This window comes from Paraburkholderia sp. BR14320, from assembly GCF_040948665.1.
Taxonomy (GTDB): Bacteria; Pseudomonadota; Gammaproteobacteria; order Burkholderiales; family Burkholderiaceae; genus Paraburkholderia; species Paraburkholderia youngii.
In genome coordinates this window covers 83,027-95,438 of the sequence record NZ_JBFPKG010000022.1, presented here as the reverse complement: position 1 = coordinate 95,438, position 12,412 = coordinate 83,027, and the positions used below count along the sequence as shown (strand labels likewise).

The window sequence follows — 12,412 nt, the reverse complement described above, 5'->3', positions numbered from 1 at the left end:
GAAAGGGCTATTTCAGTTCTTCATGCAGGATCGTGCGCGCCATCGCCCGGACGCGGTGGCCGGTGATCTTCCGTGCGCGCATCGTAGCCAAGCCGCCGAAGCGCGGCATTGATAGCCGCTTCACTCATCGGGTGCTTGATATCGCGTGCGCTGGGGAACCCGTAGCTTTCCGGCAAAACGGTACTTGAAAATGCATCGCTTGTTGCTCGTTGGCGTGACGAGCAGCAGCCCGCCGCCGTACAGCTTCTGCAGTTTTTCACCCGGCTTCGTGTTACGGATCGTGGCAACGCGCCAAACGGCCCCTGATGGGGGTTGTAATCGCTGGTGAAACCTTGGAGACCACAGCAAACAAAAACCCCGCTCAGCGCTGGCTGTCGGGGCTTCGTGGGAACCGTTGAAACCGGTTGAAGAGTGTTTGTTTGGTGCCCAGGGCCGGAATCGAACCGGCACGCCTTGCGGCGGGGGATTTTGAGTCCCCTGCGTCTACCAATTTCACCACCTGGGCAGATACTGCGGCGCGCTTCAGAAGTTCAGCGCGCGAGGAAGACGCAGATTATGGCCGAAAATCGGTCGACGGGCAAGCCGATTACCTTCACCCGCCGCAGCGCGTGCGCGGCGAGCAGTGCTCAAACCGTGCGCGAGAACCGTGTGAGCGTCTGCTCGCCGAGATAGCGGTCGAATATCATCGCGAGATTGCGCACGAGCATGCGGCCGGCCATCCGCACTTCGAGCTTGCGCGCGCCGAGCGAGATCAGCCCGTCGTCCTCGAATGCACGCAAGCGCGCGAGTTCCGGCGCGAACGTGTCGGCGAAGCGGATGCCGTACGCCGCCTCGAATTCGTCGAAACGCAGTTCGAGGTTGCACATCAGCTGCGTGATCACGTCGCGCCGCAGACGGTCGTCGGCGGAAAGGCGGATGCCGCGCGCGATCGCGAGCCGGCCCGCATCGATCGCGTCGGTGTAGGCGGGCAGCTCTCGCGCGTTCTGCGCGTACACGTCGCCGACCTTGCCGATCGACGAGGCGCCGAAGCCGATCAGATCGCACTCGGCCCGCGTGCTATAGCCCTGGAAATTGCGATGCAGCGTGCGCTGCGCCTGCGCGCGCGCGAGATCGTCGGTGGGCAGCGCGAAGTGATCCATGCCGATGTACACATAACCCGCCTCCGTCAGCCGTTCGACCACTCGTTGCAGCAGCGCGAGCCGCTCCTCGCTCGACGGCAGCGTCGCGGCATCCATTTGCCGCTGCATCTTGAAGAGCTGCGGCATGTGCGCATACGCGAACACCGACAGCCGGTCCGGCGCGAGTTCGAGCATCGTGTCGAGCGTGCGGCTGAAGCTCGCGACCGTTTGATGCGGCAGGCCGTAAATCAGATCGACGCCGATCGAATGAAAACCGTGTGCGCGCGCCGCTTGCATCACCGATGCGGTCATCTCGAACGGCTGGATGCGATTGATCGCCTGTTGCACGCGCGGATCGAAGTCCTGCACGCCGAGGCTCAGCCGGTTGAAGCCGAGATGGCGCAGCAGCGCGATCGTGTCGGGCGACGCCTCGCGCGGATCGACCTCGATCGAATATTCGGCTTGATCGTCGGGCAGCAGATTGAAGTGCTCGCGCGTTGCGGCCATCAACTCGCTCATCTCATGATGCGACAAAAACGTCGGCGTGCCGCCGCCCCAATGCAGTTGCGACACGGGCCGCTGCGTATCGAAACACGCTGCCTGCAAGCCTATTTCGCGTTTGAGCCGCTCGAGGTACGGCCGCGCATGCGCGCGATTTTTCGTCACGACCTTGTTGCAGCCGCAGTAGAAGCACACGGTGTCGCAAAACGGAATATGGAAGTACAGCGACAGATCGGTCGACGCGGCGCCCGGGTCGGCGGCGGCGCGGCGGTAGTCGGCGGTGTCGAACGATTCGCGGAACTGCGGCGCGGTCGGATAGGACGTATACCGGGGACCATTCGCGCTGTAGCGCGCGAGCAGGTCGGGGCGGAACAGGGTGTCGGCTAGGGACATGAGCGGTATCGGACGGTGGGCGGCGCTCGCGGCGTATCGCGTGTGCATGGCCATTCGGTAGTTTTCAGTTTAAGTGCGCGTCTGCGGGCTCCGTTCGTGTAAAAAGGTCGCACAGACTGGCAGTGGCACAATGCGGGTCTGGCAACGCGTTGCCAAGGTTTGAGTTCAGGAAAGATGACGTGGATCAAAGGTTGAACAGCGCACGAGTGGACGATCACGCGTGCCGTCCCGATTGCGGCGCGTGCTGTATCGCGCCGTCGATTTCGAGTCCGATTCCGGGCATGCCCAACGGCAAGCCTGCGGGCGTTCGCTGCGTGCAACTCGGTGACGATCTGCGCTGCGCGATCTTCGGCCGGCCGGAGCGGCCCGCATGCTGCTCGGGTCTGCAACCGCAACAAGAGATGTGCGGCGCGAATCGCGGTGAAGCGCTCGCGTGGCTCACGCAACTCGAGGCGCAAACACAACCGGCATCGCATCCATGATGCGCGGCATGCGATAAGCGCCATCACTCACCTCACAGCCAACGCAAGCCGATGTCCGCAAGGGCTTCCACAGGAGATTTCGCATGACCCGACCCGCAGCGCCGGCCCGGCGCCGCTTTCTGCGCGCCGCGCTGACCGGCTGCAGCGTGCTTGGCATCACTGTGTCGCTCGCGGCGTGCGCGAGCCCGACTTTTCCGTTCATGCCGTCGCAATACACGTTCTCGCAGAAGCAGGTGCAGGAGGCCGTGCAGCGCAAATTCCCGTATCAGCGCACGGTGTCGCAGGTGTTCGACGTCGCGCTGAGCAATCCGGTGGTGGGCATGCTGCCCGATGCGAACCGCGTGCAGGTGAAGCTCGACGCGCGTTTCGCGAGCCCGTTCCTGCAAGAGCCGGTCGATGGCGTGTTCACTTTGTCGAGCGAACTTGCCTACGACGCGGCGAGCCGTTCGGTGATCCTCAAGTCGCCAAGTGTCGATAACGTCAGCGTGAGCGGCCAGGCGCAGATGTACACGCAGCAGATCAACGCGGCCGCGGCGCTGCTCGCGACCCAATTGCTGACCAACTATCCGATCTACACGTTCAAGCCCGAGCAACTGCAATTTGCCGGCGTCCATTACGAACCCGGTACAATCACCATCCTTTCAAACGGCATACGCGTGCAGATCGTCGAAAGATGACGTGCACGTGCGGCCACGAGGGCCGCGCATGCCAGTCATGACCGTGCAGGCCCATTTCGTTGCGACAACCAACTGCGATAAGGGGCACGGATGGACTGGCTACTGGCTTGCAAAGCGCTGATTCTCGGCGTGGTCGAGGGTTTGACGGAGTTCCTGCCGGTGTCGAGCACCGGGCATCTGATCGTCGTCGGCAGTCTGATCGATTTTTCCGACGAGCACGCGAAGACCTTCGATGTCGTGATCCAGCTCGGCGCGATTCTCGCCGTGTGCTGGGAGTTTCGCCGCCGCATCGGCAACGTGATCGTGGGTCTGCCGAACCGGCCGGAAGCGCGCCGCTTCGCGCTGAACGTGACCATCGCGACGATTCCGGCGATCGTGCTGGGCCTGCTGTTCGAAAAGTCGATCAAGGAGGCGCTGTTTGCGCCGGTGCCGGTCGCGTTCGCGCTGGTTGCGGGCGGCGTCGTGATCCTGTGGGCGGAGGCGCGTCAGCGTGCGCGCGGCGACGCGGCGGTGCGGGTGCGCAGCATCGACGACCTGAGCCCGCTCGATGCGCTGAAAGTCGGCCTGGCGCAGTGTTTCGCGCTGATTCCGGGGACTTCGCGCTCGGGCTCGACGATCATCGGCGGCATGCTGTTCGGCATCGAGCGCCGTGCCGCGACCGAGTTTTCCTTCTTTCTCGCAATCCCGATCATCTTCGGCGCGACCGCCTACGAGCTGTACAAGGATTGGCATCTGCTCACCACCGACGCGCTTGGCAGCTTCGCGCTCGGCTTCGCGGCCGCGTTCGTCAGTGCGTTCATTTGCATCCGCTGGCTGCTGCGCTACGTCGCGTCGCACGACTTCACGGTGTTCGCGTGGTATCGCATCGGCTTCGGTCTGCTGATCCTGCTGATCGGCTATAGCGGCGGGTTGAGCTGGGCCGATTGAGGTTGGCCGTGCGATGAAAAAAGGTCCGCAAATGCGGACCTTTTTTCGTTGGCTTGCCGTTTTGTCGCTTCACGCGGCGGCGCGCTTGCGGAACACCAGGTCCCACACGCCGTGGCCGAGCCGCAGGCCGCGCCGCTCGAACTTCGTCACCGGACGATAGTCGGGCCGCGGTGCGTAGGTGTCGGCGGTGTTTTCTAGCAGTGGATCGGCGCCGAGCACTTCGAGCATCTGTTCGGCGTAGTTCTGCCAGTCGGTCGCGCAATGCAGATACGCACCGGGCTTCAGGCGCGACACGAGCAGCGCGACGAACTTCGGCTGGATCAGCCGGCGCTTGTGATGACGCGCCTTGTGCCACGGATCGGGGAAGAAGATGTGCACGCCGTCGAGGCTGTCGGGCGCAATCATGTGCTCGAGCACTTCGACCGCGTCGTGCTGGATGATGCGGATGTTCGTCAGCGACTGCTCGCCGATCAGCTTCAGCAGCGCGCCGACGCCGGGCTCGTGGACTTCGACGCCGAGGAAGTCGTCGCCGGGACGTTGCGCGGCGATCTCCGCGGTGGTCGCGCCCATGCCGAAGCCGATCTCCAGCACGCGCGGCGCTTCGCGGCCGAACACGCCGGTCCAGTCGGGCTGCTGCGGCGTGTAGGGCACGACGAAGCGCGGGCCGAACTCATCGAGCGCGCGGCGCTGGCCGGTCGACACGCGACCCGCGCGCGTGACGAAGCTGCGGATGCGGCGGTGATGAAGCGTGTCTGCCGGCGCCGCACCGGGCGTACCGTCGACGTGGTTCGTCCCGTCGCGGGTGGAGTGGTCTGCGGCGCTGGTGGGAGTCGGGGAGTCGTGCGGGAGACCGGAGTCGTTTGGATCGTGGATCATCGTCGATGCTGCTGCAAGGGTGAGGGCTGCGCGGCTTGCGCGCTGTGCCGGGCCGTTGCCACTACAAAAAAGCCGCCTTCAGGGAGGCGGCTCTTGCTAGCTTCCGCTGAATTCTCAGCAGGAAAGTGGAGCGGGCGATGGGAATCGAACCCACGGCTCTAGCTTGGGAAGCTAGGGTATTACCATTATACGACGCCCGCGGAACTCGCGATTTTACAGGCTTTTGGGCGGTTTGGGCAGGGGTATGGTTCGCGCGCACGAACGGCCGCCTCGTCTTTTCGCGTCGACGGTCAGAACGGCGCGCGTCTTCAGATGGCGTCTGCACCTGCCGTTAACCCGAATGCTGCCCAACATCGTGCGCTTGCGCACCCGCAAGCCGTCACGCTCGCGGCGCTCCCCATCCTGTTCAAGAGACTTTCCCAAGATGCAGTGGTTTTCCAATCTGAAACTGAGCCACAAGCTGGTCGGCTCGTTGATGCTGTGCGCGTTCGTGACGGCCATCGTCGGCACGGTCGGTGTGCTGAAGGTGCGCGAAGTCGCGACGATGCAAACCGAAATGTACGACCGCGAATTCGTGCCGGTGCGCGACGACGGCACCGCCGCGTGGCAGGCGGCCTCGCACTTCCGTCGCCTCTATTCGTACATCCTGAATCCGGAGCCGGCCGGCCGCGCCGATACGGTGCGCCTGAATCACGGCGGTGAAGCGGCGATCCTGGCGGCGTTCGACTACGAGCGCAAGCACGCGACCACGGACGCGCAAAAGCAATTGCTGAGCGACTTCGACGCCGCCTATCCGGCCTATATGAGTTCGGTCGCGAAGGTGATGGCGCTAGCCGACCAGGGCGATCAGACCGGCGCGCTCGCCGAACTCAAATCGACCACCGACCCGCTGCACGTCAAGCTGCGCACGCTGATGATCAAGCTGTCGGACGTGCGGGATGAGTTGGCCAGACAGCGCGTAGCGAACGGCGTCGACATGGTTCGCTCGGTGACGTGGTGGATCGCGAGCTGCGCGGTCGTCGGCGTTGCGATTGCGATCGGCTTGGGGCTGCTGGTGACGCGGGCGGTCGTGCGGCAGATCGGCGGCGAACCGGCCGAAGTCGCGAAGGTCGTCGAGCAGATCGCGGGCGGCGACCTGAGCCAGCGCCTGCACACCGGCGCCGCCGACGAGCGCAGCATCCTGCGCGCGGTCGCACACATGCAGGAGCGTCTGGCGTCGACGATCGGCTCGATCCGCGAGAGCGCCGAGTCGGTCAGCATCGCTTCGCAGCAGATCGCGAGCGGCAACATCGATCTGTCCGCGCGTACCGAAGAGCAGGCCGCTTCGCTCGAACAGACCGCGGCGAGCATGTCGGAGTTGACGCAGACCGTCGGCCGCAACAGCGACAACGCGCGCAACGCGAGCGCGCTCGCGACTCAGGCGGCACAGGTCGTCAACACCGGCAACACGGCGGTCGAGGGCATGGTGCGCACGATCGGCGAGATCAGCGGCAGCTCGACGAAGATCTCGGAGATTACCGGCGTGATCGAGGGCATTGCGTTTCAGACGAATATTCTTGCGTTGAACGCGGCCGTCGAGGCGGCGCGCGCGGGCGAGCAGGGGCGCGGCTTCGCGGTGGTCGCGAGCGAGGTGCGCAATCTGGCGCAGCGTTCGGCTAGCGCGGCGAAGGAGATTAAGGAGATGATCACGACGTCGGTCGCGATCATCGAGGGCGGCACGCAGCAGGCGGCCGAAGTCAGCACGACGATGGCGGATATCAAGGACGCGATTCATCGCGTGTCGGACATCGTCGGCGAGATCGCGACGGCCTCGGAAGAGCAGAACCGCAGCATTCACCAGGTCGGCCAGGCCGTCACGCAGATGGACGAGACCACGCAGCAGAACGCGGCCCTCGTCGAACAGGCCGCGGCGGCCGCGCAATCGCTCGAAGCGCAGGCGCGCAAGATGAAGCAGACGGTGTCGGTGTTCCGGACCGCGGAGAGCCGCGGTTTTGCGGCGGCCGTGTCGAAGCCGGCGCCGGCGTCGACTCAGGCGCCGGCGCGCGTGCGTGTCGACCAGCCGGCGTTGCCGCCACCCGCGGTGACCGTGCCAGCGCGCGAGCGCGTGGCGGCGACCACGGCTGCGGAGGGTGACTGGAGTACGTTCTGATCCACGACTCGCGACCGAGCCTGGCGATCCGAAAATTGACCGCCTGAGGCGGTCGAAGCCCACAACGATCAGCAGACACGAAAACGCCGCCGCGTGCGGTCGCAAGCGGCGGCGTCTCCAACGCGATCAGGTCAGATCACAAAATAAGTCAGTTGAACCGCCGCGCGCGTGACGACCATCTGCAGCACCTGCACGATCACGAACAGCAGGATCGGCGACACATCGATACCGCCGAACTTCGGCAGCACGCGGCGCAGCGGATTCAGAAACGGCGCCGTCAGCTGATACAGAATCGGCATCGCCGGCGAGCGCGGATTGAGCCACGACAGCAGCGCCATCAGGATCGTCATCCAGATGATCAGATTGAGCGCCCATTTGATCGCAGTGAGTACCGCGACGATCAGCAGCGTCGGCACCAGCGTCAGCGGATCGGCACCGGTCATCACGATCATCAGGAGGACGTAGATAATCGCGGCGATCAGCGTCGCGGCCACGCTCGCCCAGTCGATCCTGCGCGTGCTCGGCAGAATGTGCCGCAACGGCAGCACGATCCAGTTGGTCGCTTGCAGCACGGCATTCGAGACCGGGTTGTACGGCGGCAGGCGCACGACCTGTAGCCACGCGCGCAACAGCAGCGCCGCGCCGAACAGCGTGAAAATGGTATTGAGCAGAAAACGGGCGATATCGCCAAACATCTCGTGTCCTTATGCTTCTGATAACGGCCACCGGCGGGCCGCGGGCTGCCGGCGTCGCCCGATCGGTGCGCGCCAGCGGTTTTCTGGATTAACTCGTTAGCCAACCGGAGGTTCGACGCCATTGCGCACCGCCTACCAGTGGTTGTCTGTCCGGCATCACACGGAAATCCGGACCTCGCTGATCAGGATCGTGCCGTTGCCGCCGTCGGTGTAGTTCGGGATATCCGCCAATAGTTGCCCGGACGCGGGCTTGAACACTTCATAGAAGTCGTCCGCGCTATCGAACAGGAAGTGACCCGCTGCCACGTAAGGCGGCGGCGTGCCGGGCGGTCCGGCGTTCAGGCCCGCGTCGACCGACCAGCCTTTCAGCGCCGACCCGAACAGTTTCGCCGCGAGCGGCATATGGGTCGCGCAGTAGTAGTCCATGTCGAAGCGGCCATTTTCCCGGTACGGGTAGAGGATGCTGACCTTGATCATTGTGCGTTCTCGTCTGTTGATCCCGAGGCGCGGCGCGGGTCGTCGCGTGATTCGCGTCTGCTTCGCCCGGCGCGCCGGACGTCACATTATCACGGCTTACTTGACGCTTGCACCTGCTGCCGCCTGATTCAGCGAGCGGCCCAGCGATTCTTCCACAGCTTCGGAGATCGCTTCAATCGTCGCGGGCGGCGCGGCGCGCCGTCGCGCGAGGTTGACCGCGCGGCGCGTCAGCAGACCGTACAGCGCGGCATGGTCGCCGTCGAAGCTTTCGAGCAGCGCCAGCTGCTTCTCGACGACACCGGTGTCGCCGCGCGATACCGGCCCCGCGAGCGCGTTCGGCAGGCCCTTGTCGCGCGCGGTTTCGATCGTGCCGGCGAGCATCGGCAAGAGCGCGCGCAGCGCGTCGTCTTCGGCAAAGCCGAGCGTGCGCCACAACGCGACGCATTCGGCGAGGCTGCAGAGCGCAAAGCTCGCCGCGTAGTGCGCGGCGGCGTGATACAGCATGCGGCCGCCCGGCGGAATCGACAGCGGATGGCAGCGCAGCGCGAGCGCGAGCGCGGTCAGCGTCTCCTTCAGTTCGCCGTCGGCTTCGATCGTCACCGAACAGCCGGCGATCCGCTCGAGATCGGCGAGCTCGCCGCTAAATAGATACAGCGGATGAAAGCCGCCGATCGCCGCGCCCTGATCGCGCGCCGGCGCCAGTAATTCGACCGGCGATGCGCCGCTGCAGTGCACGAGCGCCTTACCGGGGTGGCTTGCCGCATCGCCGCCAAAGCGGAGTGTGTGCGCTGTCGTACCGATGCTGTCGTCGGGAACGGCTAAAAAAACGATATCGGCGGCGTCGACGACCCGTTGCGGGTCGGTTGAGGCCGCGCAGTGTGCGATCTGGGCGGCGAGCCGGCGCGCGGAATCGGCCGAGCGGCTCGCCACCGCGGTGACCGGGTAGCCGGCGCGCGCAAACGCGAGCGCGAGACAGCGCGCAAGCCGCCCCGCGCCGATGAAGCCGACGCGCGGCAAGGAAGACTGGGACATGATCACCTGCTCCAGACGGATCGTGTGAACGGGAAAGCAGCAGTATCTCGCATCCGGCGCAGCGCGAGCGCGATCCGGCCCCTCGGGTCGACACCTGTCGTCGGATGAGTTTGCGGGCGATATGGCGCCAACGGTCGGTCATCGGGTGGCGCGACGCCCATGGGTGTGAAAACTGCTCACAATCGTAGTGACAGGAACAGTGGTCGATGAGCCGGTTTTGACCGTCGTATTTTCGTACTTCGTTCGCAGTCAGAAAATCGGGAGGGTAGCGATGAGTATTTTTTCTTACCGAAAACACTTGCGGTTCCTGACGCACGCCCAGCGCCGTCGCTGGTGGGATCAGAAAAAACGCCTGACGCCGCGCGTGCGGATCAGCGGCGCATACGTGCCGCCCAATGTGTCCCGCGAATTCGTGTACGTGAAGGTCGGCTAGGCGCGCGGTCTTCACAGGTGAGAAAATGCCCGGCTCGAGTCATTGAGCCGGGCATTTTTTATTGGGAAATTCCTCCGGGCTGTCAGGATTGAATCGAATTTGTAATTAAAGTTTACCGATGCGCGAACTCTAGCCCCTCGCGCACGATCAGACCTATGACACGCGGTCCGTCGCTCGCGTGCAACCCCTTGATTCACGGCTCATTTTGCGGTCGTCGCGGCGGCGCGTAGGCGCGCTCGTGCGGCGCCCGGCCAAACGCTTCGGCTCGCCCTTGCAATTTGCAACAAATGCGAACAGTTCGGCCGGGGCTTTTTAGATACATTGATTCCGCAGCATGCGAGGCATGCGCAGTCGGCGACCTTGGCAGGCCGCGCTAGGAGAATAGAAGTGAAAAAGATCGTTCCGTTTGTCGTTGCAGCCGCACTCGGCTTGGGACTAGCCGGGGCTGCTGAGGCAGGTGTTTCCGTCGGTATCGGCCTTGGGGTGCCGATCGCGCCCGCCTATCCGGTCTATGCGGCGCCGCCGCCCGTCTATTACGCGCCGCCGCCTCCGCCGGTGTATGCGCCGCCGGTTGTGGTCGCACCGGCTCCAGTAGTGGTCGGCGGCTATTACGGCTATGGCCACCCTTACTATCGCGGCTACTACCACGGCTACCGTGGCTACTATCGCGGCGGCTACGGACACCCGTACTATCGTCATTAAGAAGCGCGGGCGCGCATGACGCGCGCGGGAACGTCGACGGCGTAACACAGGCTTGTGCCGGGTTACGCCGCTTCTATTTGTATCGCTGGATTTTTGCTTTCCGCAGGGTTCCTCGCAGGCGTCGCGCGCTCCCGCAAGCACCATTCCAAAGCATCGATGAAGCTGGGAGAATGGCTGCTTCGCCACCGCTTCAGGAGAGCTTCGCCGATGCAAGCGCTTCCCGCTCCCACCTTCGATGACGTCCTCGACGCCGCCACGCGTCTCGAAGGCGTCGCGCACCGCACCCCCGTTCTGACGTCGAGCACGTTCGACGAGCGCACTGGCGCGTCGGTGTTCTTCAAGTGCGAAAACTTCCAGCGCATGGGCGCGTTCAAGTTCCGCGGTGCGTACAACGCGATTTCGCATTTCGACGCGGAGCAGCGCAGGGCGGGGGTGCTGACCTATTCGTCGGGCAATCACGCGCAGGCGATCGCGCTGTCGGCGCGCCTCGCCGGCATTCACGCGACGATCGTGATGCCGCGCGACGCGCCCGAGGCCAAGGTCGCCGCGACCAAAGGCTACGGCGGTGAAGTGATCACGTACGATCGCTACAAGGAAAATCGCGAGGAAATCGGCCGGCGCCTGGCCGAGGAGCGCGGCATGACGCTGATTCCGCCGTACGACCATCCGCACGTGATCGCCGGGCAGGGCACCGCGGTCAAAGAGCTGATCGACGAAACCGGCCCGCTCGACATGTTGTTCGTGTGCCTTGGCGGCGGCGGGCTGATCAGCGGCAGCGCGTTGTCGGCTGCTGCGCTAAGTCCGGCTTGCACGGTGATCGGCATCGAGCCCGAAGCGGGCAACGACGGCCAGCAGTCGCTCGCGCGCGGCGAGATCGTCCATATCGACACGCCGCGCACGATCGCCGATGGCGCCGCCTCGACGCATTTGGGCCATTACACGTTCGCGGTCATCCGTCGGCTGGTCGCGCGAATCGAAACGGTCAGCGACGCGCAACTGATCGAGACGATGCGCTTTTTCGCGCAGCGCATGAAGATCGTCGTCGAACCGACCGGTTGCCTCGCGGCGGCGGCGGTGCTGAATGGCATCGTGCCGGTGAAGGGCAAGCGCGTCGGCGTGGTGGTGAGCGGCGGCAACGTCGATTTGCCGAAGCTCGCGCAGTACCTCGCCTGAGCGACTGACGCCGAGACGCATGAAGAAAAAACGGCTCGCCGATGCGAGCCGTTTTTTTATTCTGGATCGCTTCAGCTTGCCACTTGTGCGGTGCTCTGTACGATCAGGTCGTGGTACCCGTTGACGATCACGCTGTACGAGAAATACGCGAACAGCAGCGCTGACAGAACGTGACACGCCCGCAGCAGACCGGCACCCGCGCGCTTGCGTCCGTGGCTGCCAAGGCCGCAGATAAAAAGCGTCCAGCACAGGCCGCCGAGAAAGAAGCCGCCGAGGAAGATCAGAGCAGTCGTCGGGCTCGTTGCGCCGGCTTTCGCGATCAGCGCGCCGCCGACCGCCGCGAACCACAGGATCGCTGAAGGCGACGACACCGCCAGCAGCACGCCACGCAGGAAGCCGCGCCATGGCGACTGATGCGGCGCAGTAGCGTCGCCTTCGCCGGCTACAGCGGGCGCCGTGGCTGGGAACATCGCTTCGCGCGCCATCTTCCAGGTGAGAAACAGCAGGATCGCCGCGCCGCCGATCCACACGACCCAGCGCACCGATTCGAACTGCAGCAGCGCGGCCATGCCCGCGAGCGCGAGCGCCGCGTAAATGAGATCGCCGACGCACGAGCCGAGGCCGAGCCAGAAGCCCGGCCGGAAGCCGTGCGACAGCGTCAGGGAAATGATCGCGACGTTGACGAGACCGATATCGAGGCACAGCGACAAGGACAGAAAAAAACCGTCCGACATCATTGAAAAAGCGTGCATCCGCGCAAGCGCTCCATCCGTTATT

At 64.6% G+C, this 12,412-nt stretch carries 13 protein-coding genes, 2 tRNA genes and 1 pseudogene; 7 read left to right on the top strand and 9 right to left on the bottom strand.

The window, feature by feature from the left end:
• Positions 1–10: 10 nt before the first annotated feature.
• The 3 genes and pseudogenes from AB3X89_RS21035 to hemN form a co-directional block, all read right to left on the bottom strand.
• Positions 11–164 (bottom strand): annotated as a pseudogene (locus AB3X89_RS21035) (integrase); the annotation flags it as partial.
• A gap of 256 nt (positions 165–420) precedes the next feature.
• Positions 421–505 (bottom strand) — tRNA-Leu (locus AB3X89_RS21030).
• A 121-nt stretch (positions 506–626) separates the two neighbouring features.
• A complete protein-coding gene (hemN, locus tag AB3X89_RS21025; protein ID WP_368584971.1) occupies positions 627–2,012 on the bottom strand; it encodes an oxygen-independent coproporphyrinogen III oxidase in 1,386 nt (461 codons plus the stop codon).
• Between the two features lie 179 nt (positions 2,013–2,191).
• On the opposite strand from hemN, the gene AB3X89_RS21020 reads away from it, so the two are divergent.
• The 3 genes from AB3X89_RS21020 to AB3X89_RS21010 all read left to right on the top strand — a co-directional run bounded on the left by AB3X89_RS21020 (position 2,192) and on the right by AB3X89_RS21010 (position 4,098).
• Positions 2,192–2,494 carry a YkgJ family cysteine cluster protein gene (locus AB3X89_RS21020; protein WP_368584970.1) on the top strand — a complete coding sequence of 101 codons (303 nt, stop codon included), beginning with the start codon at positions 2,192–2,194 and terminating at the stop codon, positions 2,492–2,494.
• 83 nt (positions 2,495–2,577) lie between these two features.
• A complete protein-coding gene (locus AB3X89_RS21015) occupies positions 2,578–3,171 on the top strand; it encodes a DUF1439 domain-containing protein (protein WP_018434505.1) in 594 nt (197 codons plus the stop codon).
• A gap of 90 nt (positions 3,172–3,261) precedes the next feature.
• Positions 3,262–4,098 (top strand): undecaprenyl-diphosphate phosphatase, encoded by an 837-nt coding sequence (locus AB3X89_RS21010; RefSeq protein WP_368584969.1) that lies wholly within the window; start codon positions 3,262–3,264, stop codon positions 4,096–4,098.
• A gap of 69 nt (positions 4,099–4,167) precedes the next feature.
• Here AB3X89_RS21010 and trmB read toward each other — a convergent pair whose 3' ends face one another.
• Complete coding sequence (gene trmB / locus AB3X89_RS21005) at positions 4,168–4,974, bottom strand: tRNA (guanosine(46)-N7)-methyltransferase TrmB (protein WP_368584968.1); 807 nt, start codon at positions 4,972–4,974, stop codon at positions 4,168–4,170.
• A gap of 126 nt (positions 4,975–5,100) precedes the next feature.
• Positions 5,101–5,174, bottom strand: a tRNA-Gly gene (locus AB3X89_RS21000).
• A 224-nt stretch (positions 5,175–5,398) separates the two neighbouring features.
• On the opposite strand from AB3X89_RS21000, the gene AB3X89_RS20995 reads away from it, so the two are divergent.
• Complete coding sequence (locus AB3X89_RS20995; protein ID WP_368584967.1) at positions 5,399–7,123, top strand: methyl-accepting chemotaxis protein; 1,725 nt, start codon at positions 5,399–5,401, stop codon at positions 7,121–7,123.
• A gap of 131 nt (positions 7,124–7,254) precedes the next feature.
• On the opposite strand, the gene AB3X89_RS20990 is transcribed toward AB3X89_RS20995, so the two are convergent.
• The 3 genes from AB3X89_RS20990 to AB3X89_RS20980 form a co-directional block, all read right to left on the bottom strand.
• A complete protein-coding gene (locus AB3X89_RS20990) occupies positions 7,255–7,818 on the bottom strand; it encodes a YggT family protein (RefSeq protein ID WP_368584966.1) in 564 nt (187 codons plus the stop codon).
• Positions 7,819–7,974: 156 nt separating this feature from the next.
• Positions 7,975–8,295: an EthD family reductase gene (locus AB3X89_RS20985; protein ID WP_368584965.1), complete on the bottom strand. Its 321-nt coding sequence runs from the start codon at positions 8,293–8,295 to the stop codon at positions 7,975–7,977.
• Positions 8,296–8,391: 96 nt separating this feature from the next.
• On the bottom strand, positions 8,392–9,327 hold the full coding sequence (locus tag AB3X89_RS20980) for a Rossmann-like and DUF2520 domain-containing protein (RefSeq protein ID WP_368584964.1): 936 nt from the start codon (positions 9,325–9,327) through the stop codon (positions 8,392–8,394).
• A 217-nt stretch (positions 9,328–9,544) separates the two neighbouring features.
• Here AB3X89_RS20980 and AB3X89_RS20975 point away from each other — a divergent pair, with 217 nt between their 5' ends.
• The 3 genes from AB3X89_RS20975 to AB3X89_RS20965 all read left to right on the top strand — a co-directional run bounded on the left by AB3X89_RS20975 (position 9,545) and on the right by AB3X89_RS20965 (position 11,635).
• The gene (locus AB3X89_RS20975) at positions 9,545–9,760 is read left to right on the top strand and encodes a hypothetical protein (RefSeq protein WP_368584993.1); all 216 of its coding nucleotides are present in this window, start codon (positions 9,545–9,547) and stop codon (positions 9,758–9,760) included.
• Positions 9,761–10,147: 387 nt separating this feature from the next.
• The gene (locus AB3X89_RS20970; RefSeq protein ID WP_368584963.1) at positions 10,148–10,462 is read left to right on the top strand and encodes a hypothetical protein; all 315 of its coding nucleotides are present in this window, start codon (positions 10,148–10,150) and stop codon (positions 10,460–10,462) included.
• Between the two features lie 207 nt (positions 10,463–10,669).
• Entirely contained in the window at positions 10,670–11,635 is a 966-nt protein-coding gene (locus AB3X89_RS20965) for a threo-3-hydroxy-L-aspartate ammonia-lyase (protein ID WP_368584962.1), read from the top strand.
• A 71-nt stretch (positions 11,636–11,706) separates the two neighbouring features.
• Here the strand turns inward: AB3X89_RS20965 and AB3X89_RS20960 are convergent, their stop codons facing one another.
• Complete coding sequence (locus AB3X89_RS20960; RefSeq protein ID WP_368584961.1) at positions 11,707–12,387, bottom strand: LysE family translocator; 681 nt, start codon at positions 12,385–12,387, stop codon at positions 11,707–11,709.
• Positions 12,388–12,412 lie beyond the last annotated feature (25 nt).

Coding starts and splice junctions, on each gene's coding strand:
- hemN (WP_368584971.1), bottom strand. CDS start 2,012: ATGTCCCTAGCCGACACCCTGTTCCGCCCCGACCTGCTCGCGCGCTAC.
- AB3X89_RS21015 (WP_018434505.1), top strand. CDS start 2,578: ATGACCCGACCCGCAGCGCCGGCCCGGCGCCGCTTTCTGCGCGCCGCG.
- AB3X89_RS21010 (WP_368584969.1), top strand. CDS start 3,262: ATGGACTGGCTACTGGCTTGCAAAGCGCTGATTCTCGGCGTGGTCGAG.
- trmB (WP_368584968.1), bottom strand. CDS start 4,974: ATGATCCACGATCCAAACGACTCCGGTCTCCCGCACGACTCCCCGACT.
- AB3X89_RS20995 (WP_368584967.1), top strand. CDS start 5,399: ATGCAGTGGTTTTCCAATCTGAAACTGAGCCACAAGCTGGTCGGCTCG.
- AB3X89_RS20990 (WP_368584966.1), bottom strand. CDS start 7,818: ATGTTTGGCGATATCGCCCGTTTTCTGCTCAATACCATTTTCACGCTG.
- AB3X89_RS20985 (WP_368584965.1), bottom strand. CDS start 8,295: ATGATCAAGGTCAGCATCCTCTACCCGTACCGGGAAAATGGCCGCTTC.
- AB3X89_RS20980 (WP_368584964.1), bottom strand. CDS start 9,327: ATGTCCCAGTCTTCCTTGCCGCGCGTCGGCTTCATCGGCGCGGGGCGG.
- AB3X89_RS20965 (WP_368584962.1), top strand. CDS start 10,670: ATGCAAGCGCTTCCCGCTCCCACCTTCGATGACGTCCTCGACGCCGCC.
- AB3X89_RS20960 (WP_368584961.1), bottom strand. CDS start 12,387: ATGCACGCTTTTTCAATGATGTCGGACGGTTTTTTTCTGTCCTTGTCG.